Here is a 23,240-nt window from a genome sequence, read left to right on the forward strand (position 1 = left end):
GTCGCCGAAAATTCGTTAGCAGACTGTTAACCTTGATAATGTCTTAATGCGCCCAGCATTTCCTCGGGGCTGTCTGCAGGGGGGCACCCGCTTAGCGCCACGGAAAGGCCAGGGAGAACGGTATGGGTACTGTTCTGGAATTCGCGCTGCCCGAAAATTCGCAACCGCGTCCGCGTCGATCCTCCGTGGACGCTGGTGAGCCCCGCATCGTAATATTTCCCGGGATTCGCATTGAACGCGTCCGGGATGCGGCCCGCGCGCCGGACGAGTCACCAGCCTTCGCCATGCCAGGCGAGGAAGGGCCGCTCAAACGGCGTTGAGGATAATGAGCACAGGGCAGGGCGACGGGTACGCAATCGATCGGGCATTGGCTCGCAAGCGCAAGGCGACGGTGGTGTTTGCCGCCGTTGCGCTGTGTGCGGCGGCGCTTGCCGGCTGTGGTCGTCCTGAAGGGGATTTCGGCCGCGCCAAGCCGTCCGTCGTCCATGACAATGTGATGCCGGCAATCGGCACACGGATGACCAATGTGCGCCGCGCGGCCCGCGGCAATGGCGTTTATGCGCCGGTTTCCAAGTTCAATCTCACCGACGGTGAGAAGGAATTGCGCAATCGCGCCTACGCAATCGTCCGCCCGCCCCACACGGCCGACTGGATCGCCGCGTCGCTGGTCGAAGGGCAGCGCACCGGCATTCTCGAGCCGATCGACACCAAACTCGATCCGACGAAATATTACGAGTTGCTGCGCAAGGACGCGTTCCGCTCCAGCGAAAGCCGTTACGACCGACTGATGTCGGACATGAATGCGGATGCCGAGCTGGTCGGTCCGTTCTACGAGCTGGCGCGCCAGGTCACCGCCGTCGACGAGGAACGGCTGCGGGTCGCGCAGGTGTCGCCGGATCTGACCGATGCGCAACGCCAGGACGCCAAGACGCGTGTTGCCGAAAACGTTGCGGTCATTCACTGGGTCTGGCGCGCGCTGCGCTTCCGTCTCGCCGCCTATCGCCACGCCATCGATCGGCTCGAGGTCGAGACCCCCTCACAGCGGCTTTACGAAGCGAACGTCGCCTGGCGGCGACTTGCCGCGGCAATCGCCGAGGCAGAGGCCGGTCAGCTCGATTCCGAGCGTCTTGAAGCCGGTCCCGTCCGCCCATCGCGTCTGATGCGGCCATGGGCGAGCGACGCCGACGCCGGCATTGTCAAATAGCAGGGCGGGTTCCGGCAGAACGCTTTCGCGCTGGCTGTTTTACAGGCCGGTCTGCAGTTCGCAGCGGGCCTCGTTCATGGCCACTGATATCGAGCCTTCCATCGACGGATCGGGCACGAAGGCCCTGAGCAGCACAAAACCTCTGTCATCCGCGGATTCGATGATCAGCATCTGATCGAGGTCGTCGGGAGGGTTTTCGCGCAACTGCGCCAGCTGGTCCACGGTGAGAACGAGCATGTCGAGGCTCGTTGAACCGACAGAGTCGTTGTTGATGCTGTAGACGTTCTCGCCGCCACTGTTGAACAACGCAACCGACCAGAAATCGCCGGGTATGGTTGCCCGCACACGGATCGGTGCAGCCTCGATCGAGAAACGGCACACCGCGTGGCGCATCAGCGGGTCGAGCATCGGAACCGCATCGCTTTCGCCGGTTTCGTAACGCAGCACGGTGAAGCGCTCGCGTTCGGTCAGGTCGTTGATGCGGGTCCACGCGTCGGCGGGCGCATAACCCGGCACCAGCAACACCACGACGATGTGAATGATACCGCCCAACACGAGGCCGCCAAGCGCAAACAGAAGAGTCCGGGTCATCGGCAGTCCTCCCGCTTGATCTCGGGAAGGGTCGGGCGTGCGAGGTTTTCCCCACTGGCCAGCGGCGTATCATAGAGACGCAGCACCAGCCGGAAGGCGCCAGGATCGCGCAGGCTAAGCCAGTTGCCGCTCCGTGCTGTCGTCGACACGGTGATGGTGACATCCCCGCCGCGGTCACGCAGCACTTCCTGGCTGTGCAGACCCCGGTGGAAGCCGTTCCCGGTCGCGACCAACCCGTTGGCATCAACGGCTGTCAGGGTCCACAGTCGGGCCGCCGGCATGCTTCCCGCTATCGCGTAGCTGCACGCACCGTTCAGCTCCCGTCCGCCACTGTCATTGACGGCGATAAAGGCGAGGCCTTCGCCGGGACCCAGCGCGATTTCGCCGGTGCGGGCAAAGGCGGCCGCCGAATAGGGGTCGGCATGGGGCGTTCCGGCGCGCGGCGAAGCAACCCATGGCCCGATGCGGGTGGCATCGACCCGGGCGCCATTCTCGACAGCGTATTTGGCCGATCCAAGGCCGACGACAAGACCTATCGCTGAGGCCAGCAGGAGATCGAATACGAAACGCACGACTACTGTTCCGCCGTGGTTGGGGTGCCGGTTGCAGCGCTGTCGGCTGCGACGGCGAGTTGGCCCGCGACCGGCAGGGCGGGAGCGCGCAGGGCGGCCTCGTTCCGTCCGCCGGCGAGCATACGCTCGATCTTGCCGAGAACCGCGCGCGACTTCGCCGAAAGCGCAAAGATTTGGGCCGGCTGCGTCGCGTCGCCGGTTCCTTCCGCGGCAACTTTCAAGGCGCTGCTCCCCGGGCCGCCATCGACCCCTTCAAAGCCCGCGATTGGTTTCAGTTTCACGTTGGAATGGGCAAAGGTCATGTAGTTCTGCCATGTCATGGCCGGCAGGCTGCCGCCCGTCATGCGCCGGGTTCCGGAAAAGTTGTCGTTGCCGAACCACACGGCAGTGGAGAAATTTCCGGTGAACCCGACGAACCAGGCATCGCGATAGGCTTGCGTCGTGCCGGTCTTCCCGGCAGCGCGGATGCCGTCCAGCCGCGCGCGCCGTCCAGTGCCAGCCTCGACGACCTGATTGAGAATCTTGTTTATCTCCACGACTTTGTCCGGCGGCAGGATCTGCTGCGGCTTGGGTCCGTCGCGGGAGCGCTTCCAGATCAGATCGCCGTCCGAGCTGTAGATCTCCGTCGCGGCGTAGGGCAGGGCAAGGCGACCGCCATTCGCAAAAGCGGCATATGCAGCCGCCATGTCGATGACACGGACTTCCGACGTGCCGAGCGGCAGCGATTTGTCGTTGCGCAGCTCGGAGCGGATGCCCATTCGGTAGGCCGTGTCGATGATCTTGTCGCGGCCGATCTTCAGCGAAAGCTTCACCGGGATGGTGTTGATGGATCGCACCAGGGCAGTTGTCAGGGTGACGCGGCCCCTGTAGCTGCGGCCGTAGTTCCGCGGCGACCATCGACCGATTCTGACCGGCCCGTCGACGATGACACTGTCGGCGCTGAAGCCGTTCATGAAGGCGGTCATATAGACGAACGGTTTGAACGACGATCCGGGCTGGCGCAACGCATCCGTGGCGCGGTTGAACTGGCTGGCACCGTAATCGAGCCCGCCGACCATTGCGCGCAGCGCGCCATCGGTTTCGACGGACGCCATGGCGGCTTGTCGGACGGCATAGTCACGGCCGTATTGCCGCAGCGAGGATTCGACCGCTTCCTCCGCCTTGCGCTGCAGATCCATGTCGATGGTGGTCTTCACCGTCAGCACGTGATCGGGGCCCGGCGCGATCTTCTGGACCTCTTCGAACGCCCAGTCGAGGAAGTAGTCCGGCAGCTCCTGCTTGCTGCGGTCGACGACGACGGCCGGATTGCGCCGCGCGCCGATGACCTGGCCTTCGGTCAGGAAGCCGGCCTCGACCATGTTGCTCAGCACTTCGTTTGCCCGCGCGCGCGCCGCCGGCAGATCGACATGCGGCGCGTATTTCGTCGGCGCCTTGAACAGGCCGGCGAGCATCGCAGCCTCGGCAAGCGACAGTTCCTTGACCGATTTGCCGAAATAGAACTCGGAAGCCGCACCGACGCCGAACGCGCCGCCGCCCATATAGGCGCGGTCGAGATAGAGCTTCAAAATCTCGCGCTTGGTCATGTTGGCTTCGAGCCAGATCGCGAGGAAGGCTTCCTTGATCTTGCGCTGAAGGGTTCGTTCGTTCGACAGGAACAGGTTCTTGGCAAGCTGCTGGGTGATCGACGAGCCACCCTGCACGACGGTGCGGGCGCGGACGTTCTCGACCATGGCGCGCGCCGTGCCGATGAAGTCGATGCCGAAATGCTCGAAGAAGCGTCGGTCTTCGGTCGCCAGCGCGGCCTTCACCAGATAGTCCGGCAATTCCTCGAGCGGCACCGAATCGTCGAGGTTCATGCCGCGCTTGCCGATCTCCTTGCCGTTGCGGTCCAGGAACGTGACCGAATAGTCGGAGGTCGCCTGCCAGCCGTCGCGCGTCTCCTCGAACGCCGGCAGGGCGAAGGTCAGCATGACAACAGCACCGACCGCACCCAGCGTGAAGCTCTCCGAGCCGACTTCCGCCAGCATCTTGCGGAAACCGGTCACCCGGAAACGGCGCATGAATGTGCCGTAGATTTCGAAGAAGCGAGACAGTACAACGCCGAGACGCCAGACCGAGGTATCGATCCAGGCATCCAGGGCCAGCAAACGGGACGCTATGCGATCGCGCCAGCGTTTTTTGGGTCGCGGGTTGGGCTCTGACACTTGTCTTCCGTCCGGTCCTCGGCCCCCCTAGGCCGCAATGACTGCGCCTGGCGATTGTCCAATGGGATCGTTTACGTTACGTCCGCTCAGAAAAGAACGGCAAAACAAAGCCACAGGTCAATGCAAATATGAACGGCAATGCAGCCTTCTGGAAAGATAAGCCATTAGAGGCCCTGACGAAAGAGGAATGGGAATCCCTTTGCGACGGGTGCGCCCGTTGCTGCCTCAACAAGCTTGAGGACTGGGATACCGGCGAAATCGCCTGGACCAACATTGCCTGTTCGTTGCTCGATGACGCCTCCTGCCGCTGCCGCGACTACGAAACCCGCACCGAGACCGTGCCGGATTGCGTGCCCCTCGATGCCGCGACCGTGCGCCGCCTGACCTGGCTGCCGCCGACCTGCGCCTATCGTCTGCTTGCCGAGGGGCAGGATTTGCCCTGGTGGCATCCGCTGATCTCGGGATCGGCAGAGACGGTCCACACCGCTGGCGTCTCCGTGCGTGGCCGAACGGTCAGTGAGGACGGTATCGAAATCGAGGAGTACGAGGACTTTCTGGTCGCTTGGCCCGGCGAGGTTCCCGAAAGGAGCCGGGGATAGGCAAAAAAGATCGCGCGCGCGGGGCTTGTGGCGCCTCGAATTTGGCAGCACTTTCTCCGGGGAAATAGGAAAAAAGAGAAAAAAATAGGAATAAATGCATTGACAGCGCAACGCTGGTTCGGTAGGGTTTTGTCATCGTCGGACAGTTGCGCCCAAGAGGCGGCGCCCGACAAACAGAGACATTGCAGTCTGAACGGAACGCCGGAGCGAAAGCTGCCGGCTTTTTTTATGGCCGAATCGAAAGCATCGAAAAACGACCCGTCGGGTGCCACCGACTGGGCGTCGTTGCGTGTTGCCTATGAGGGCGGCGCGGAACCGGTCGCGGCACTGTGCCGCCGGTTCGGCGTCTCGGCAGGACGTCTCTATCGGCGTGCCAGAAAGGAAGACTGGCAACGCCGGTCGACACGCAAAGCCGATGAAACAACGGCTTCGGTTGTGGTGCCTGCCGTCCCCGACAGGTTGCCGCCGCTTGGAGCTGCCGAACGCCGGAACCTGATCGAACGGCTCTATCGCGCTTGCGAAGTGCAGATCGCGGAAGTCGAGAGCCGCTTCCTTGCAGAGGGAACCGAAGGACGCCCGCGCGAAGCCGATGCCAAGCATCTCGGTGCACTTGTCCAGACCTTGTCGAAGCTGACCGACCTCGACGCAGCCAACAGAGAGACCTGTGAAGCCGAGACCGAACCGACCGTCGACCTCGACGAACTCAGGGCGGAGCTTGCGCGCCGCCTGGATCGACTGTGCGCGAAGGACAGCGGGTGAGGGGCTGACCGCCGACTGGCTGGCGGGGTTGACGGCGGCGCAAATGACAGCGCTCGGCCACGACTGGTCGTTCTGGGCGCGCGAAGACCAGTGGGTGCCGGATGGCGACTGGACCGTCTGGCTGCTGATCGGCGGGCGCGGATCCGGCAAGACCCGCGCCGGCGCCGAATGGGTTCGCGGCATGGCACTCGGCAAGCCGCCTTTCGCGACGTCGCCGACCGGACGGATCGCGTTGGTTGGCGAGACCTATGCCGATGTGCGCGACGTCATGGTCGAGGGCGTATCGGGTCTTTTGTCGATCCACCCGCGCGACGAGCGGCCCGACTTGCAACCCTCGCGGCGCCGTTTGGTCTGGCCGAACGGCGCGGTGGCACAGATCTTTTCCGCCGAAGATCCTGAGGGGCTTCGCGGACCGCAATTCGAGGCCGCATGGGCCGACGAGCTCGGCAAATGGCGCTACGCGGAGGCAACCTGGGACATGCTGCAATTCGCGCTGCGTCTTGGCGAGAGACCACGCCAGGTGGTGACCACAACGCCGCGCCCGATCCCGCTGCTGAAACGGCTGATCGAGGACGAGAAATCCGCCGTATCGCGTGCCGCGACACGGGAAAACATCGCCAATCTGGCACCCGGTTTCCTCGAGCGCATCGTTGGCCGCTACGAGGGAACACGGCTTGGCCGCCAAGAACTTGACGGCGAAATGATCGAGGATCGCGAGGACGCGCTCTGGCAGCGCACCATGCTCGACGCGCTACGTGTGGCGAAAGCGCCACCGCTCGGCCGCATCGTCGTCGCCATCGACCCGCCCGCGTCGTCGAAGGCCGGTGCCGATGCCTGCGGTCTCGTCGTTGCCGGCACCGGGCTCTCGGGCGACGATCTCGCCTATGTGCTGCACGATGCGTCGGCGCAGGGGCTGCGCCCGGCGGAATGGGCGGCAAAGGCGGTGGCGCTCTACCGCCGCTTCGACGCCGACACGCTGGTCGCCGAAGTCAATCAGGGCGGCGAAATGGTCGCCCAGGTGATTCGCGAGGTGGATCCGAGCGTGCCGATCATCTCGGTGCGCGCGACCCGCGGAAAGTGGCTGCGAGCGGAACCGGTCGCCGCGCTCTATGAGCGGGGCAGGGTGCGCCATGTCGGCGCGCTGCCGGAACTTGAAGACGAACTTTGCGATTTCGGGCCGGGCGGCTTGTCCACCGGCCGTTCGCCCGACCGGCTGGACGCGCTGGTCTGGGCGCTGACCGCCCTGATGCTCGGCGAGCGCGGGGCGCCTCGCGTCCGCAGCCTTTGACCGGTTGATACGGCCTCGCGCCATCCCTGTTCTCTGATCTGAACTGGAAAGCTCATGACACTGTTCTCGTGGCTTCGCGGGAAGCCTTTCGCGCGCTCCGCCTCGCTGACGGAAACCAAGGCCTCGCGCACCGGCCCTTATGTCGCGTTGAGCACCGCCGGGCACCCGGTCTGGACGCCGCGCGACTACGCTGCCCTCGTGCGCGAGGGCTATACCCGTAACGCCATCGTCTACCGATCTGTGCGCATGATCGCCGAGGCCGCCGGCTCCGTCCCCTGGCTGCTCTATGAGGACAGCCGTGAACTCGACAGCCACCCGCTGCTTTCCCTGCTCGAACGCCCGAACGGCCGACAGGCGGGTGGCGATTTCCTCGAAGCGCTCTATGGACATCTGCTCGTCTCCGGTAACGCCTATATCGAAGCCGTCGCGCTTGGTCGCGATGTGCGTGAGCTGCATGCCCTGCGTCCGGACCGGATGAAGGTCGTTCCCGGCACCGACGGTTGGCCGGCGGCGTTCGAATACACCGTCAACGGTCGCAGCGTGCGTTTCGATCAGGATGCGGATCCGCTGCCGCCGATCCTGCATCTGACGTTGTTCCATCCGGCGAACGACCACTACGGCTTCGCCCCGATCGAGGCCGCGCAGGTCGGCCTCGACGTGCACAACGCCGCCGGCGCGTGGTCGAAGGCGCTGCTCGACAATTCCGCCCGACCGTCCGGCGCGCTGGTCTACCAGACCGACAGCGGCGGCAACCTGTCGGACGAGCAGTTCGAGCGGCTGAAGAAGGAGCTCGAAGAGGGCTTTCAGGGCGCGTCGAACGCCGGCCGACCGCTGCTGCTCGAAGGTGGGCTCGACTGGAAGCAGATCAGCCTCGGGCCCCGCGACATGGATTTCATCGAGGCGAAGAACCAGGCAGCACGGGAGATCGCGCTCGCCTTCGGTGTGCCACCCATGTTGCTCGGCATCCCTGGCGACAACACCTATTCGAACTATCAGGAGGCCAACAGAGCCTTCTGGCGCCAGACCGTGCTGCCGCTCGTGCAGCGCACCGCCAAGGCGCTCGCCCACTGGCTTGCGCCGGTCTACGGCGAGAGCCTGCGCCTGTGGTTCGACGTCGATGCCATCGAGGCCCTGTCGAGCGAGCGCGAGGCGCTGTGGCGGCGGGTGAGGGAGGCCGACTTCCTGACGGTCAACGAGAAGCGCGCGGCGATCGGCTACGAGCCCGTCAAGGGCGGTGACGGCCCGCCGCCCGCCATTGGCGCGGAGTAGCGCTTGCCGTGGATGACATCGCACGCACCTTCGCAAATCGCGGCGACCTCGCCCACCTCGCGCTCTTTTTGTGGGCCTCGGGGGCGAGCGCGCTGGCGCTGTGGACGCTTCGCGAGCTGGCGGCCTCGAACCGCCGGTTCTCCGACTTCGTCAACGAGATCGCCCGCTTGAATCATCTCTTTAAGGAGCGAGAATGACCATGAATGTCTTCACGCAAGCGATTCAGATGACTCACGCTTTGCCCGTTCGCCGCAAAGTTCAAGTGAATCATCACCTTATCTTCGCCGAGTTCGCCGAGGAGCTCGCCCGCATGTTGCGTCCGCGCCGCCACGAGGCGCGCATCCGCAGCCTGCCGGTCGCCTGACCGGGCACGCCGGCTCGCATCCAACCCGACAACTGACGGACCCAATCCATGCTCGATTTCGCGACCGTGCTCGATCGCGAGGTGAAGTTCGCGCCTACGGATTTGACCTCGGTGGAAGAGGACGGAACCTTCACCGGCTACGCCAGCCTGTTCGGCATCGAGGACCTCGGCCGCGATGTGGTCGAGCCCGGAGCCTTCAATGCAAGCCTCGCCCGGCGCGGCGTGCGCGGCGTCAAGATGCTGTTCCAGCATGATCCTGCTGAACCGATCGGCGCCTGGCTGGATATTGCCGAAGACGCCCGCGGCCTGCGCGTTCGCGGCCGGCTGATGCCGGAGGTGGCCCGTGCCCGCGAGGTGCTGTCGCTGATGCGCGAAGGCGTGCTCGACGGGCTCTCCATCGGTTTTCGAACCGTCAAGGGCCGCACCGATCCGCAGACCGGCGCGCGCCATCTGACCGAAATCGATCTCTGGGAAATCTCGGTCGTGACCTTCCCGATGCTGCCCGGCGCACGGGTGGCGAAGGTCAAGACCGTCGACGGGCCGCCGGTTCCGAGCCGGCGCGCCTTCGAGCGCTAGCTCACGCGGGATGCTGGGCTGACGCGCAAACAGGCCCGCATTCTGATGCGGTCCGGCTACGACGCCCTGAGCCGCAAGCAGGACGCTGCCGTGAGGGACCCCGACCTCGTCCGGTTGCGGGCGACGATTGCCCGCGCCACCGACATTCTCAAAACTGCAAGGTGATCCCATGACCACGCTTCCCGCGACCCCGCGTGCCGATGCCGGCACCGTGGCCCTCGATATGGCCGAGGCCTTCGAGGACTTCATGACGGCCTTCGAGTCGTTCAAGGAAACCAATGACCGTCGTCTGGCCGATCTCGAACGTCAGCGCACCAGCGACCCGCTGACCGAGGAAAAGCTCGTCCGCATCAACCAGACGCTCGACGATCAGCGCAAGGCGCTCGACGGCTTCCTGATCAAGTCGCGCCGGCCGGGCCTGTCGAGCGGGCAGGGTGCCCGCTTCTCCACCGCCGCGATTGAGCACAAGGGCGCCTTCAACGCCTATGTGCGCCATGGCCGTGAGGACGGTCTCTCCCGACTGGAGGAAAAGGCGCTTTCCATCGGCTCCGATCCGGATGGCGGCTACCTCGTGCCGGACGAGACGGAAACCGAGATCATGCGCCGGCTGGCGCAGGTGTCGCCGATCCGCTCCATCGCCGGCATCCGCCAAGTGTCATCGGCGACCTACAAGAAGCCATTCTCGATCAGCGGTCCGGCCGTCGGTTGGGTCGGTGAGACCGCCGCGCGGCCTGAAACCGCATCGCCGACGCTGGCCGAGCTGACCTTCCCGACCATGGAACTCTACGCCATGCCGGCCGCCACCGCCTCGCTGCTCGACGACAGCGCCGTCGACATCGACACCTGGCTCGCCGAAGAGGTCGAGACAGCTTTCGCTGAACAGGAAGGCGCTGCCTTCGTTGCCGGTGACGGCGTCAACAAGCCGCGCGGTTTCCTCGACTATTCGACGGTCGACGAGTCCTCCTGGAGCTGGGGCAATCTCGGTTACGTGGTCACCGGCGCGGCTGGCGCCTTCCCGTCGTCCGACGCCTCCGACGTGCTGGTCGACATGGTCTACGCGCTGAAGGCGGGCTACCGGCAGAACGCCAACTGGGTCATGAACCGCCGCACCCAGGCCGAGATCCGCAAGCTGAAGGACGCCGACGGCAACTACATCTGGCAGCCGCCGGCGACCGCCGATGGCGCGGCGACGCTGATGAACTTCGCCGTCACGGAAGCCGAGGACATGCCGGACATCGCCGCTGATGCGACCGCGATTGCCTTCGGCGACTTCCGCCGCGGCTACCTGATCGTCGACCGCCTCGGCGTCCGCATCCTGCGCGACCCGTACTCCTCCAAGCCCTACGTGCTGTTCTACACGACCAAGCGCGTCGGCGGCGGGGTGCAGGATTTCGAAGCCATCAAGTTCCTCAAATTCGGCACGGCGTAACCCTTAAGGCGGCTGCGCGCTCCCCCCGTTGCGCGCGGCTCCGATTGTGGTGCCTCACTGAGGGTTCCCCTCCCGCCCTCATGCCGTGACCGGAGCGGCCCCGTCGAGCGATCGGCGGGGCCGTTGCGTTCAAACCTCAAGGATTTTCCATGACCGCCGCCCTGATCACGCCGCCGGCGAGCGAGCCGGTTAGTCTGGCCGAAGCGAAGGCGCATCTGCGCATCGACGCGAGCGACGAAGACGATCTGATCGCCTCGCTGATTGCTGCCGCCCGCCGCCATGTCGAACTCGAAACCCGCCGCGTGCTGATCACGCAAGGGTGGCGCGTCTATTTCGATGGCTGGGCCAGCACCGCGCAGCTTGCGCTGCCGCTTGCGCCGCTCGTCTCGGTCGATGCCGTCACGATATATGACCGCGATGGTGCGCCGTTCGTGCTCGATCCGTCCGCCTATCAGGTCGACACGGTGTCGTCGCCGGCCCGTCTTGCGCTCGTCGCCGGCGCGGCGGTGACCCAGCCGGGTCAGGCGCTCAACGGCATCGAGATCGACGTCACCGCCGGCTATGGCGAGGCCGCCGATGTGCCCGCGCCGTTACGTCAGGCGATCCTGATGTTGGTCGCCCATTGGTATGAACACCGCGAAGCCGCCTCGGCCGATGCCGGCGCATCGGTTGCGCCGCTCGCCGCGATGGCGCTCATCGCCAACTACCGGACCCGCAAGCTGTGAGCGCGAACCCCTCAATCGGCCGGCTGCGGCACCGCGTGACGGTGGAACAGCCGGTCACCACAGACGATGGCGGTGGCGGCGCGACGACGAACTGGTCGCCGGTCGCGACGCTCTGGGGGGCGATCGAACCCGCTAGTGCGGCGGAGATCGACGCCTATGACCGGCTCGAAGGCCGCATCACCCACCGCGTCGTCATTCGTCACCGCAGCGACGTCGCGGGCGGCATGCGGCTCACCCATGAGGGCCGCGTGTTTCGCATCCTCGTCGTTCACGACCCGGACGAAACCGGCCGCTGGAGCGAAACCCTCGCCGAGGAGGAAGGCCGATGACCCATCCGAGCTGGGCCTTGCAGAAGGCCGTCTATGAGACGCTTTCCGGCGATCCGACGCTGATCGCGCTGCTCGGCGGCGTGCGCATCCACGACGGCGCACCGCGCGGTGCGCAGCTGCCCTTCGTAGCGCTCGATCCGGTCGTGACGACGGATGGCGATGGCGACGAACTGGCCAGCCGCGAACACCGCCTCAGCCTCGTCGTGTGGACCCGCGAGGGTGGCAAACGCCAGGCGCTTGCCGTCCTCGAAAGGCTGAACGAGCTGCTGCACGACGCCGATCTGACCCTCGACGCCCATCGGCTGATCAATCTGCGGCGTGATCGCGAAGAGGTCCGTCAGAACAACGACCGGCGCAGCTGGCGCGGCGAATTGCGGCTGCGCGCCGTAACCGAGCCGCTCGCCTGATCCATTTCTCACCACACCGAGGAGACCTCGCATGAGTGCTCAAAAGGGCAAGGATCTTCTGCTGAAGATCGACACGACCGGCAGCGGCAACTTCACCACCGTCGCCGGTCTGCGCGCCAAACGGCTCGCCTTCAACGCCGAAACGGTCGACGCCACCGATTCCGGTTCGACCGGGCGCTGGCGCGAACTGCTGGCCGGTGCCGGTATCCGCCGCGCCAGCGTCAGCGGGTCGGGCATCTTCAAGGATGCGACTTCTGACACCACGGCGCGCCAGCTGTTCTTCGACGGCGAAATCCGCGACTGGCAGGTGATCGTGCCGGACTTCGGCACCCTCGAAGGTCCGTTCCAGCTCACCGCGCTCGAATATGCCGGCGAGCACAATGGCGAGGTGACCTATGAGCTGGCGCTTGAATCCGCCGGCGCCCTCGGCTTCACGGCGGCCTAGCCATGGTCAATCGCTATCGCGGAGAAATCGAAGCCGTTCTCGACGGCAAAAGCCGCATCCTGTGTCTCACTTTGGGCGCGCTGGCGGAGCTCGAATCTGCCTTCGGCGTCGATGATCTGGCCGCCCTGACCGAGCGCTTTTCGTCGGGCCGACTGTCGGCGCGCGATCTTATCCGCATCGTCGGAGCCGGCCTGCGTGGTGGCGGCGAGGCCGTCACCGACGATGAGGTCGCATCGATGACCGCTGAAGGTGCCGCCGCCGGGTTCGCGGCGATTGCCGCCGACCTGCTGCGGGCCACGTTCGGAGCCGGCGGGGAGGGGCGGGGAGACGCTACAAACCCTCCGCCGCCGCGGGGGTAACGAAGCCGCCCGCGGCCTTTCCCTGGCGCGATGTCATGGCTTTCGGCCTTGGCGTTGCGCGGCTTTCGCCGACAGCCTTCTGGGCCTTGTCCGTGCCCGAGCTGGTCGCGATGACCGGTGCGGGGCCGCGCTCCGCTTTGCCTCCCGACCGCGCTGATCTCGCGCGCCTGATGGCCAGCTTCCCCGACAGGGGACAGGCCTCCCGCATGGATCCTTTCGAAGGAGAAAATCACCATGGCCGAAGACCTTGACCGCGAAAGTCTCGATGATCTCGAACGTGCCGCCGATACTCTTCGCGCGACGCTGGCCGATCTGCAGAGCCAGTCGCGCGGTTTCGCGACCGATATCACCGGCGGGCTCAAAAGCGCGGTACTGGAGGCCAAACGCCTGGATACCGCGTTCAAGGATATCGCCCTGTCGATGTCCGGCCGGCTTCTCGACAGCGCGCTGAAGCCGCTGGAGGACTCGCTCACCAAGTTGTTCGAGGTGTTGTTCTCGGGCCTGACGGGGGCGTCTTCGGGTTCGCTCGGCAGCGGTCTGGGCGGCTCGCTGCTCGGTTCGCTCGTGCCCTCGATCAGTGGGCTCTTCGGCTTTGCCAAGGGCGGCGTCGTGTCGTCGCCGGTCGCCTTTCCCTTCGGTCAGAATGCAATCGGCATGGCGGGTGAAGCGGGCGCGGAAGCGATCCTGCCGCTGGCGCGCGGCGCCGACGGACGCCTCGGCGTGCGCGGTCCGGGCAGCGGCGCGGTCAACGTGACTTTCAATGTGACGGCAAGCGATGCGGAGAGTTTCCGGCGATCGGAAACACAGGTCACAACGATGTTAGCCCGCGCCGTCGGACGGGGACGACGCGGGCTATGACACCGGGCCTGACGAGGAGGGGCTCAGACGCCGGCGTATCGAAGCAGCCAAAGCCGCACCGATCAGGGACGGCTACGGAGACCCTCATCGACCTCACTCAGGTCGCAGGCGGCAACTGAGCCGCATCCCCATCAGCTTTGGCGGTCATGCTGTTCGTAACGCAACTGATGCGCCTTGAGGCAGATCAAAATAACATTCAGGAGTCTGAATTTCATGTCGGAAACGGCGTCCTTCCATGAGGTGCGCTTCCCCGTCGACGTCGCTTTCGGCTCGATCGGTGGCCCCGAACGGGTCACCGAGATCGTCGAACTGGCGTCCGGCGTGGAAAAGCGCAACAGCCGATGGGCCGATTCGAGGCGTCGCTATGATGCCGGTTACGGCATTCGCACCCTCGACGATCTCTACGAGGTCATAGCCTTCTTCGAGCAGCGGCGAGGGCGGTTGCATGGCTTCCGTTTCCGCGATCCGCTCGACTGGAAATCATGCAAGCCGAGCCTCGACCCCTCACCGCTCGATCAGGTGATCGCCACCGGCGACGGATCGACCTGGGACTTCCAGCTGACCAAGGCCTATGGCGGCGGCGGCTCACGTTACACCCGCCCGATTACCAAGCCCGTGGCCGGCACGGTCGTTGTCGCGGTGGCGGGCAATATCCGTGAGGAAGGCACCGACTTCACCGTCGATACGGCGACCGGGATCATCACCTTCCTTGCTGGCAGCCGTCCGGCGGATGGCACAACCATCACCGCCGGTTACGAATTCGACGTCCCGGTGCGCTTCGACATCGACCGTCTGCAGATCAACCTCGCCGCCTTCCAGGCCGGTAATCTTCCGGCTGTCCCGATGGTCGAGGTGCGGCTGTGAGGACGGTTTCGCAGGCTCTCGGCGAGCATCTTTCCCGCGAGGCGACGACGCTTTGCCGCTGCTGGCGGATCGTGCGCACCGACGGCGCCGAATACGGTTTCACCGATCACGACCGCGAACTCGGCTTTGCCGACATCGCCTTTTCCCCCGCGGTCGGGCTCAGTGCCAGCGAGACGACGGCCGGGTCCGGCCTTGCCGTCGGCGGTCACGAGGTCGCTGGCGCCTTCGCCTTGAACGGGTTTTCCGACGCCGACCTGAAGGCCGGGCTGTGGGACAACGCCGAGGTCACCGTCTGGCTGGTCAACTGGAACATGGTCAGCGAGCGGCTGGTGATCGGACGCGGCAATCTTGGCGAGATCACGCAGGAAGACGACGCCTTTCGCGCCGAGATCCGCAGCCTGTCGCATCAGCTCGATCAGCCGCGCGGCCGGCTATTTTCGCGCCATTGCGACGCGACGCTCGGCGATGCCCGATGTGGCGTCGATAACGACGACAGCGCCTATATGACCGACGGCGCCGTGACCGGCGGCGACGGCCGCCGGCGCATCACCGTCAGCGGTCTCGCCGGCTTTGAAGACGGTTGGTTCTCGCGCGGCCTTCTCGAATGGACGACGGGCGCAAATGCCGGTGCCCGCGCCGAGATCAAGGCGCACACGCGCGCCGCGACCATCACGCTTTCGCTGTGGCAGGCAACGGCCGAGCCGATCGAAGCGGGCGACGCATTCATCGTCCGGGCCGGCTGCGACAAGTGCTTCGAAACCTGCATTGCGAAATTCGCCAATACCGAGAATTTCCGCGGCTTCCCGCACATGCCGGGCAACGACTTCGTGCTCTCCTATCCCGAAATCGGCGAGGACAGCGACGGCGAGGCTCTGCTGTGAGCGCGCTCTCCAGCGAACGGATCGTTGCCGAAGCGAGAAGCTGGATCGGCACGCCATACCGGCACCAGGCCTCACTCAAGGGTGTCGGTTGTGATTGTCTCGGACTGGTGCGCGGCGTGTGGCGTGGTCTGCTTGGTCCCGAACCGGAAAAGGCGCCGTCCTACAGCGCCGACTGGGCCGAGGCCGCCGGACGCGATCAGCTTCTCGAAGCCGCTCGGCGCCATCTGGTCGAGATTCCGGTTGAAGACCTCGGCCCGGGCTCGGTCGTTCTGTTTCGCTGGCGGCAGCATCTGCCGGCAAAGCACGCGGCAATCGTCGCCACCCCGACCACCATCGTCCACGCCTATGAAGCCGCTGCCGTCGCCGAAACCCACCTCGGCGAGTGGTGGCAACGGCATCTCTTTCACGCATTCCGTTTTCCCGGAGCAATCGACTGATGGCCACACTCGTTCTTCAGGTCGCCGGCCAGGCGCTCGGCGCCTCGATTGCCGGCAGCTTCGGCGGCATGCTCGGCCGCGCCGCCGGGGCGCTCGCCGGCTACGCGGTCGACCGTGCGCTGTTCACCGCCGATCAGGTCACCGAGGGACCGCGCCTCGACGATCTCTCCGTCCAGACGTCGACGGAAGGCTCGCCGATCCCGCGCATCTACGGCCGCACCCGCATCGCCGGTCAGGTGATCTGGGCGACCGACTACGAGGAGGTCGTCAATGAGGAAGAACAGGGCGGCAAGGGGGGCGGCGCGACCGTCCGCACCTACGAGTACTACGCCAACTTCGCCGTCGCGCTTTGCGAGGGGCCGATTACCCGCATCGGCCGCATCTGGGCCGACGGCAAGCCGCTCGACCAAAGCCTCTACACCTATCGGGTCTATCGCGGCACCGAGACGCAAGAGGCCGACGCGCTGATCGCCGCCAAGCAGGAAACCGACGATGTCCCTACCTATCGCGGTACGGTCTATGTCGTGTTCGAGCGTATGGCGCTGGAGGCCTTTGGCAATCGCATCCCGCAGCTCACCTTCGAGGTCGCACGGAGGCTCGACCAGCTGGAACCGATGATCCGGGCTGTCACCGTCATCCCCGGCAGCACCGAGTTCGGCTATCTCGACCGGCTGGTTACCCGCGTCGACTGGGACGAGTCCACCGTCGCCGACAATCGCCACACCGGCAGCGCCGACACCGACTGGCTCGCCTCCATCGACGATCTGGTCGCGACATGCCCGAACCTTGAGAGCGTCGCGCTCGTCGTCGCGTGGTTTGGCAATGATTTGCGCTGCGGCGACTGCGCGATCATGCCCGGCGTCGAGATGCGCGACCGCAACACGGACGGCGCGACCTGGAGCGTCGCCGGCCTCGGCCGTGAGTCCGCGCATCTCGTTTCCTGGGTCGACGAGCGCCCGGCCTTTGGTGGCTCGCCGTCCGACGAAGCGGTCGTCGCTGCGATCGCCGACCTCAAACGGCGCGGGCTGCGCGTCGTCCTCTATCCCTTCATCATGATGGACGTGCCGAAGTCGAACAGCCTGCCGGACCCCTATGGAGGGACGCAGCAGGCGACCTATCCCTGGCGAGGGCGGATCACCTGCCATGCTGCGCCGGGCGAGACCGGCACGGTCGATCAGACAGCAGTGGCAGCCGCGCAGGTCGCGGCCTTCGTCGGAAACGCGGCGCCCGGCGACTTCTTCATCAGCGGGGGAGGGGTGCACTACACCGGTGCGGAATGGTCCTACCGCCGCATGATCCTTCACTACGCCAACCTCGCGGTGGTCGCCGGCGGCGTCGATGGCTTCCTCATTGGCTCCGAAATGCGTGGCCTCACCACGGTTCGCTCCAACGCATCGACCTATCCCTTTGTCGACGCGCTCGTCGATCTCGCCGCAGACGTCAAATCAGTGCTCGGGGCGGGGAGCAAGGTCACTTATGCCGCAGACTGGTCGGAGTATTTCGGCCACCAACCGGGCGACGGCAGCGGCGACGTCTATTTCCACCTCGACCCGCTCTGGGCGAGCTCGGGTATCGACGCCGTCGGCATCGACAATTACATGCCGCTCGCCGACTGGCGCGACGGCGACCATGCCGACACCGCGATCGCCCCCTCGGTCTACGACCTCGACTATCTGCGCGGCAACGTCGCCGCTGGCGAGGGGTTCGACTGGTATTACGCAAGTTCGTCCGACCGCGAACTCGGTATCCGCACGGCGGTCACCGATGGCGCATACGGCAAGCCCTGGGTCTTTCGCTACAAGGACCTCAAGGCCTGGTGGGGCGAGCCGCATTACGATCGTCCGGGCGGCGTCGAGTCCGCGACGAAGACCGCCTGGGTGCCGCAATCGAAACCGATCTGGTTCACCGAGATCGGCTGCCCCGCCGTCGACCGCGGCGCCAACCAACCGAACGTCTTCTACGATCCCAAATCCTCGGAGTCCTTCTTTCCCTATTTCTCGAGCGGTGTGCGCGACGACTTCATGCAGCGCCGGTTTCTCGAGGCGGTGCTGAGTTACTGGGATCACGATCACGAGGCCTTCACTGCCGGCGCCAACCCGCTCTCCTCGGTCTATGGCGGCCGCATGGTCGATCTCGACAATACCTTTTTGTGGACCTGGGACGCACGGCCCTATCCGGCGTTTCCAACGCTCACCGACGTGTGGTCCGACGGCACCAACTGGCAATACGGCCACTGGCTCACAGGGCGTCTCGGTGGATTGTCCCTTGAGGCGCTCATCAAGGCCCTGCTCGACTACTACGACGTGTCGGGGGCTGACATCGGCCGCATCGAGGGCGTCATCGACGGCTACGTGCTTGACCGGCCGGTTTCGGCACGCGCGGCGATCGATCCGCTCGCCGAAGCCTTCCGCTTCACCGCTGTCGACACCGGTACGCGGATGCGCTTCGAGGGGAGGGTGAAGGCAACCGAAGCGGTAATCGAAGACGCCGATATCGCTGTCGCCGACAAGGATGCCGCGCGCATCAGTGTCACCCGCGCCCAGGAAACCGAATTGCCGCAGGAAGTGCGGATCGGCTTCCTCGACAGCGGCCGTGACTACGAGCACGCAACAGCCGGAACGCGCCATCTGCTCGGGTCGAGCGCACGCTTTTCCTCGACCGAGATGGCGCTGGTCGCGCCGATGGCGACCGCGCAGGCCGCGACCGAGGTCCAGCTTCACGATATCTGGGCAAGTCGCGAACGCTTCACCTTTTCGATCTCGCCGGAACGCGCCGAGATCGAGGTCGGCGACCTCGTTGAACTGAATGCCGGCGGGCGCGATCAGGCCGTGCTTGTCGAACGCATAGAAGATGCCGGATTGCGGCGCATCGAGGCCCGCTCGATCGATCCCGATGCGTTCCGCCCGACGGGGTCGAGCGATGACACCCGCGCCACCAGACCGGTTACGGTCTTCGGCAAGCCCGTGGCGGTTTTCCTCGATCTTCCGAGATTGAACGACGACGACAATGCGCGCGCCCCCTATCTCGCGGTTCACGCGCGACCCTGGTATGGCACGGCCGCGGTCTGGCGTTCCGAAACGGGCGACAGTTTCCGCCTGCACGACAGTGTTTCGCGGCGCGCCGTCATCGGCGAGACGCTGACCGCGCTGCAGCCCGGTCCGGTCGGGGTGTGGGATCGCCGCAATACGCTTTCGGTACGCCTCTACAATGCAGGCTTTTCGTCGCGCGAGGAGATCCGCGTTCTCAACGGCGCCAACGCGATTGCCGTGGAGACGACGGACGGCGGGTGGGAAGTCCTGCAATTCGTCAATGCCGAACTCACCGCGTCGCGAACCTACACGCTGTCGCGACTGTTGCGCGCGCAACTCGGGACCGAGGATGCGATGGCCGCCGGCAGCGCTGTGGGCGCCCGCGTGGTCCTGCTCAACGACGCGTTGGTCAATCTCTCGATCCGCCGAAGCGAGATCGGTCTCCCGTTGATCTATCGCGTTGGTCCGGGCCGGCGAAACGTCGCGGACCAGGCCTTCCGTGAAATCAGCTTTACTGCCGGCGGTCGGGGCTTGCGCCCTTACAGTCCGGTTCATATCCGCGCGCGACGCGACGCAGCATCCGGCGATCTGGCCCTGAGCTGGATCCGGCGGACGCGCACCGACGGGGATTCCTGGGAAGGCCGCGATGTGCCGCTCGGTGAAAGCGAGCAGCTCTATCAGGTCGAGATTCTCGATGGCGGCACAATTGTCCGCAGTGTCGAGACCGATACCCCACGAGCCACCTACAGCGCCGCGCAGCAGATCGCAGATTTCGGCGTCCTTCCGTCAACGATCACGCTCCGTGTCGCGCAACTCAACGACTTCGGCGCCGGCATTCCTCGCGAGGTAACACTCAATGTCTGACACTACCCACCTGACACTCCCCTACATCCTGGCCTCGCAGGCACAGAAGCACGTTACCCATAACGAGGCCTTGCTGCTTCTCGACGCGTTGGTGCAGCTCTCTGTCGTCGACAAGAACCGCACCGAACCGCCATCCTCCCCGCAAGAGGGGGATCGCCATATCATTGCCACGTCGGCGACTGGCGACTGGGCCGGGCACGACAATTCCGTCGCCATCTACGATGACGGCGTATGGACAATCCGCGCACCCAACCCCGGCTGGTTCGCCTGGGTGGAGGCGGACGGCGAATTTGCCGTATGGCGCGGCGACGCGTGGATCGCGGTGGACACCTATGTCCCCGACGATCCGGTCTTCGACAGCCTTGGTGTCAACACCGCGCCGGACGCCACCAACAAGCTCGCGGTGAAATCGAATGCGGTTCTGTTCGCGCCGGTCGAGGCCGGTGATGGCGGTACGGGCGACGTTCGTTTCGTCGTCGACAAGGAGGCAGCAGGGGACACCGCTTCTCTCCTCTTCCAGACCGGCTGGTCGGGGAGGGCGGAACTCGGGATTGAAGGCGACGATACGTTCCGTTTGAAAGTGAGCGCCGACGGAACGAGTTGGGTCGAAGCGCTGGAGGCCGATGCCGCCACCGGCGTCGTGCGCATGGCGGCGGGAGCAGAGGTCGCCGCCATCAATGGCGGGCCGCTCGCCGGTTTCCGAAACTACCTCATCAACGGCGATTTCCGCATCAACCAGCGGACCTTTGCCGGCGGCGCTCTGGCGGCCGGCGAATATGGTCACGACCGCTGGAGGGCGTCGGCCGGCGGGGCGTCTCTTTCGGTTTCCGGGGGCGTGGTAACGCTGACATCGGGCGCAATCGAGCAGGTGATCGAAGCGCCCGGCCTTGCCGGCGCGACAATTACGGTCTCGGTCGAAAACCCCACGGCCGCCATCGCCGTCGACGTCGATGGCGTGACCGGCACCATCGCGGCCGGTAGCGGCCGTCGCGGCGTGACGCTGACTGTGCCGACCGGTTCAACGGGCGACGTCACGCTCAAGCTGTCGGTATCTGCGGAAACGATGTTTGCCCGCGCCCAGTTTGAGCGTGGCCCACACGCGACGCCGTTTGAGTGGCGCCCCGAGGCGATCGAGTGGCCGCTGGTGCAGCGCTACTACGTCCAGGGCCTGCCATTTGGTGAAGCGGGATACGCGGCTGAGGCCGGAGCAACCTATTGCGTCCTGACCTCGGTGGTTTACCCCAGTCGCATGCGTGTTGCGCCGGCCATTTCCCTCGACTTGGCCTTTTCGGCGGGTATCGACGGATCGACGCTAGAGGCCCACGTGATTTACGCGGGGGGCTGTTTCATCCGCGCCGCGGCAACGGCTGCAGGCCGGACGTATGTCCGCGGTGCCATCACAGCAGATGCGGAGTTGTGAGCATGATCATCACGAATGCACAGTATATCGAGTCCGGCGCCGTCGCGCGCGTCGAGATCGATGGTCAGCCGGTTTTCGTTCCCGTCGGATCCGATAGCGCCGCCGGTCGGGCTCTCGCCGAATGGGTCGCTGCCGGCAATCAAATCGCCGACGCGACACCCGATGAGAGCGGCGACATCTGATCCAATCCGCGTCCGCACCCGTTTTCTCGTCTCACAATTCCGACGTTGATGCCTCGGCCGGTCGCTTCAATTCGGCCGGCTTAGCCTTTTCAGCGCTCATTTCCAAAAGCCACAGGAGCCTTCCATGAACGCGATCAAACCCTGGTACCGCTCGAAAACCGTCTGGGCTGCCGCCGTCACCATTGCCGCCAGTGTCGCCGGCCTGTTCGGTTTCACCGTCAGTGCTGCCGAACAGGCACAGCTCGTCGACGTCGCGCTTGCGGCGACAACGTCCGTGTCCGGCGCGGTCGCCCTGATCGGGCGGGTGACGGCGAAGTCCCGTATTCGCTGACCGTTCTCGATCTGCCCGGCGCGATGTTGAGTGACGTCTGAATTTGCGGCACTCTCACGCGCCGGCGCATTGTCGGCGATCCAAGCCGAGCGCAGGTTGCACGCGCTTCCTGCAGTCGCACACCCGCATGATCCCATTCATCGCTCGTTCAGCGATGATGCCCTAAACCGCGTGACATGATGCTCAAACGCGCATTCCGCAGCTATTTTGTTGTTCCGCTGGTCGCGATCTTTCTGACTCTGTCAGTTGGTGGCGCCGCGTCGGCTGCCTGCCTGAGCAAAGGCGAAATGCGCGCCCTGATAAATTCGGGAGCGGTCGTTCGCCTCGCTGCCGTTCGCAACAAGATTCGCGGGGAGATCGTGAACGTTCGCCTGTGCGAACGTGGCGGTACCCTTTTCTATCGCGTCACCGTTCTCAAGGGGAACGGCAATGTCATTCGTGTCCGCTTCAACGCGCGCAGCGGCGCCCGTATGGGACGGAACTGACGCACCTCCATTTGAACGAAACGCGCCTTGTCGAAGGGGAAGCCAGTGCGCATTTTGCTCGTAGAAGACGATCCGGACCTCAACCGGCAGATGCGTGCGGCTTTGACCGACGCCGGCTACGCGGTCGATGTCGCGTTTGACGGTGAGGAAGGACATTTCCTCGGCGACACCGAGCCGTACGACACCGTCGTGCTCGATATCGGCTTGCCAAAGATGGATGGGATCAGCGTCCTCGAACAGTGGCGGCGCGACGGGCGCACCATGCCTGTTCTCATTCTGACTGCGCGCGACCGGTGGAGCGACAAGGTCGCCGGCATCGACGCCGGCGCCGACGACTATGTCGCAAAGCCCTTTCACATTGAGGAAGTGCTCGCCCGGATCCGCGCGCTGGTGCGTCGTGCGGCGGGGCACGCATCGGCCGAAATCGAGTGCGGGCCTGTCCGTCTCGACACCCGCACCGGCCGCGTGGCGGTTGACGGCAACCCGCTGAAACTGACCTCCCACGAATACCGGCTGCTTGCCTATCTCATGCATCATCGCGGCCGCGTGGTCTCACGCACCGAACTTGTCGAGCATCTCTACGACCAGGATTTCGATCGGGATTCCAACACCATTGAAGTGTTCATCGGTCGCCTGCGCAAGAAGCTCGGCGTCGACGTTATCGAGACCATTCGCGGTCTCGGCTATCGGCTGGTGACGCCGGAAGAGCAGGCGTGAGGAACGCCATGGCGCCGACATCGTTTCTTGCGGGCACGCTGCCGGCTTCCGG

At 65.2% G+C, this 23,240-nt stretch carries 26 protein-coding genes and 1 pseudogene; 24 read left to right on the forward strand and 3 right to left on the reverse strand.

Annotated elements, in window-relative coordinates; translation table 11 throughout:
* Positions 1–325 precede the first annotated feature (325 nt).
* Positions 326–1,204 (forward strand): hypothetical protein, encoded by an 879-nt coding sequence (locus tag C0606_00435; GenBank protein ID PLX39048.1) that lies wholly within the window; start codon positions 326–328, stop codon positions 1,202–1,204.
* Between the two features lie 39 nt (positions 1,205–1,243).
* Here the strand turns inward: C0606_00435 and C0606_00440 are convergent, their stop codons facing one another.
* From C0606_00440 to C0606_00450, 3 genes are read right to left on the reverse strand one after another with little or no spacing between them, the layout of a single operon-like run.
* A complete protein-coding gene (locus C0606_00440; GenBank protein PLX39049.1) occupies positions 1,244–1,795 on the reverse strand; it encodes a hypothetical protein in 552 nt (183 codons plus the stop codon).
* Entirely contained in the window at positions 1,792–2,367 is a 576-nt protein-coding gene (locus C0606_00445) for a hypothetical protein (protein PLX39050.1), read from the reverse strand. The genes C0606_00440 and C0606_00445 overlap by 4 nt, the downstream gene beginning before the upstream one ends.
* 2 nt (positions 2,368–2,369) lie before the next feature.
* Positions 2,370–4,571, reverse strand: a complete 2,202-nt coding sequence (locus C0606_00450; GenBank protein ID PLX39051.1) for a penicillin-binding protein — start codon at positions 4,569–4,571, stop codon at positions 2,370–2,372.
* A 128-nt stretch (positions 4,572–4,699) separates the two neighbouring features.
* Here C0606_00450 and C0606_00455 point away from each other — a divergent pair, with 128 nt between their 5' ends.
* The 23 genes and pseudogenes from C0606_00455 (at position 4,700) to C0606_00565 (ending at position 23,188) form a co-directional block, all read left to right on the forward strand.
* Positions 4,700–5,170 carry a YcgN family cysteine cluster protein gene (locus tag C0606_00455; protein PLX39052.1) on the forward strand — a complete coding sequence of 157 codons (471 nt, stop codon included), beginning with the start codon at positions 4,700–4,702 and terminating at the stop codon, positions 5,168–5,170.
* A 228-nt stretch (positions 5,171–5,398) separates the two neighbouring features.
* Complete coding sequence (locus C0606_00460; protein ID PLX39053.1) at positions 5,399–5,929, forward strand: hypothetical protein; 531 nt, start codon at positions 5,399–5,401, stop codon at positions 5,927–5,929.
* 43 nt (positions 5,930–5,972) lie between these two features.
* Positions 5,973–7,217, forward strand: coding sequence for an ATP-binding protein (locus tag C0606_00465; protein ID PLX39054.1), 1,245 nt, complete (start codon positions 5,973–5,975; stop codon positions 7,215–7,217).
* A 54-nt stretch (positions 7,218–7,271) separates the two neighbouring features.
* A complete protein-coding gene (locus C0606_00470; GenBank protein PLX39055.1) occupies positions 7,272–8,486 on the forward strand; it encodes a phage portal protein in 1,215 nt (404 codons plus the stop codon).
* A gap of 8 nt (positions 8,487–8,494) precedes the next feature.
* Complete coding sequence (locus C0606_00475) at positions 8,495–8,683, forward strand: hypothetical protein (GenBank protein PLX39056.1); 189 nt, start codon at positions 8,495–8,497, stop codon at positions 8,681–8,683.
* 215 nt (positions 8,684–8,898) lie between these two features.
* A pseudogene (locus C0606_00480) lies at positions 8,899–9,591 on the forward strand (HK97 family phage prohead protease).
* A gap of 4 nt (positions 9,592–9,595) precedes the next feature.
* Positions 9,596–10,855: a phage major capsid protein gene (locus C0606_00485; protein ID PLX39057.1), complete on the forward strand. Its 1,260-nt coding sequence runs from the start codon at positions 9,596–9,598 to the stop codon at positions 10,853–10,855.
* A gap of 149 nt (positions 10,856–11,004) precedes the next feature.
* On the forward strand, positions 11,005–11,580 hold the full coding sequence (locus C0606_00490) for a hypothetical protein (protein PLX39058.1): 576 nt from the start codon (positions 11,005–11,007) through the stop codon (positions 11,578–11,580).
* Positions 11,581–11,594: 14 nt separating this feature from the next.
* Positions 11,595–11,909 carry a head-tail adaptor protein gene (locus C0606_00495; protein ID PLX39628.1) on the forward strand — a complete coding sequence of 105 codons (315 nt, stop codon included), beginning with the start codon at positions 11,595–11,597 and terminating at the stop codon, positions 11,907–11,909.
* The gene (locus C0606_00500) at positions 11,906–12,316 is read left to right on the forward strand and encodes a DUF3168 domain-containing protein (GenBank protein PLX39059.1); all 411 of its coding nucleotides are present in this window, start codon (positions 11,906–11,908) and stop codon (positions 12,314–12,316) included. The genes C0606_00495 and C0606_00500 overlap by 4 nt, the downstream gene beginning before the upstream one ends.
* Positions 12,317–12,347: 31 nt before the next feature.
* Positions 12,348–12,761, forward strand: coding sequence for a phage major tail protein, TP901-1 family (locus C0606_00505; GenBank protein PLX39060.1), 414 nt, complete (start codon positions 12,348–12,350; stop codon positions 12,759–12,761).
* A gap of 2 nt (positions 12,762–12,763) precedes the next feature.
* Entirely contained in the window at positions 12,764–13,120 is a 357-nt protein-coding gene (locus C0606_00510; GenBank protein PLX39061.1) for a transfer Agent, read from the forward strand.
* Positions 13,121–13,155: 35 nt separating this feature from the next.
* Entirely contained in the window at positions 13,156–13,371 is a 216-nt protein-coding gene (locus C0606_00515) for a phage tail assembly chaperone (GenBank protein PLX39062.1), read from the forward strand.
* Positions 13,355–13,978 carry a phage tail protein gene (locus C0606_00520; protein PLX39063.1) on the forward strand — a complete coding sequence of 208 codons (624 nt, stop codon included), beginning with the start codon at positions 13,355–13,357 and terminating at the stop codon, positions 13,976–13,978. Before C0606_00515 ends, C0606_00520 begins: the two co-directional genes overlap by 17 nt.
* Positions 13,979–14,191: 213 nt before the next feature.
* The gene (locus C0606_00525) at positions 14,192–14,842 is read left to right on the forward strand and encodes a TIGR02217 family protein (protein ID PLX39064.1); all 651 of its coding nucleotides are present in this window, start codon (positions 14,192–14,194) and stop codon (positions 14,840–14,842) included.
* Positions 14,839–15,723, forward strand: a complete 885-nt coding sequence (locus C0606_00530) for a beta tubulin (protein ID PLX39065.1) — start codon at positions 14,839–14,841, stop codon at positions 15,721–15,723. Before C0606_00525 ends, C0606_00530 begins: the two co-directional genes overlap by 4 nt.
* On the forward strand, positions 15,720–16,160 hold the full coding sequence (locus tag C0606_00535; GenBank protein PLX39066.1) for a peptidase P60: 441 nt from the start codon (positions 15,720–15,722) through the stop codon (positions 16,158–16,160). The genes C0606_00530 and C0606_00535 overlap by 4 nt, the downstream gene beginning before the upstream one ends.
* The gene (locus C0606_00540; protein ID PLX39067.1) at positions 16,160–20,053 is read left to right on the forward strand and encodes a hypothetical protein; all 3,894 of its coding nucleotides are present in this window, start codon (positions 16,160–16,162) and stop codon (positions 20,051–20,053) included. The genes C0606_00535 and C0606_00540 overlap by 1 nt, the downstream gene beginning before the upstream one ends.
* Positions 20,046–21,473 (forward strand): hypothetical protein, encoded by a 1,428-nt coding sequence (locus tag C0606_00545; protein PLX39068.1) that lies wholly within the window; start codon positions 20,046–20,048, stop codon positions 21,471–21,473. Before C0606_00540 ends, C0606_00545 begins: the two co-directional genes overlap by 8 nt.
* A gap of 2 nt (positions 21,474–21,475) precedes the next feature.
* Positions 21,476–21,655 (forward strand): hypothetical protein, encoded by a 180-nt coding sequence (locus tag C0606_00550; GenBank protein PLX39069.1) that lies wholly within the window; start codon positions 21,476–21,478, stop codon positions 21,653–21,655.
* 124 nt (positions 21,656–21,779) lie between these two features.
* On the forward strand, positions 21,780–21,986 hold the full coding sequence (locus tag C0606_00555; GenBank protein ID PLX39070.1) for a hypothetical protein: 207 nt from the start codon (positions 21,780–21,782) through the stop codon (positions 21,984–21,986).
* 176 nt (positions 21,987–22,162) lie between these two features.
* On the forward strand, positions 22,163–22,471 hold the full coding sequence (locus C0606_00560) for a hypothetical protein (GenBank protein ID PLX39071.1): 309 nt from the start codon (positions 22,163–22,165) through the stop codon (positions 22,469–22,471).
* Between the two features lie 45 nt (positions 22,472–22,516).
* Positions 22,517–23,188: a DNA-binding response regulator gene (locus tag C0606_00565; protein PLX39072.1), complete on the forward strand. Its 672-nt coding sequence runs from the start codon at positions 22,517–22,519 to the stop codon at positions 23,186–23,188.
* The last annotated feature ends 52 nt before the right edge of the window (positions 23,189–23,240 follow it).

It is taken from the genome of Hyphomicrobiales bacterium, from assembly GCA_002869065.1.
Lineage (GTDB): Bacteria > Pseudomonadota > Alphaproteobacteria > Rhizobiales > Rhodobiaceae > Rhodobium.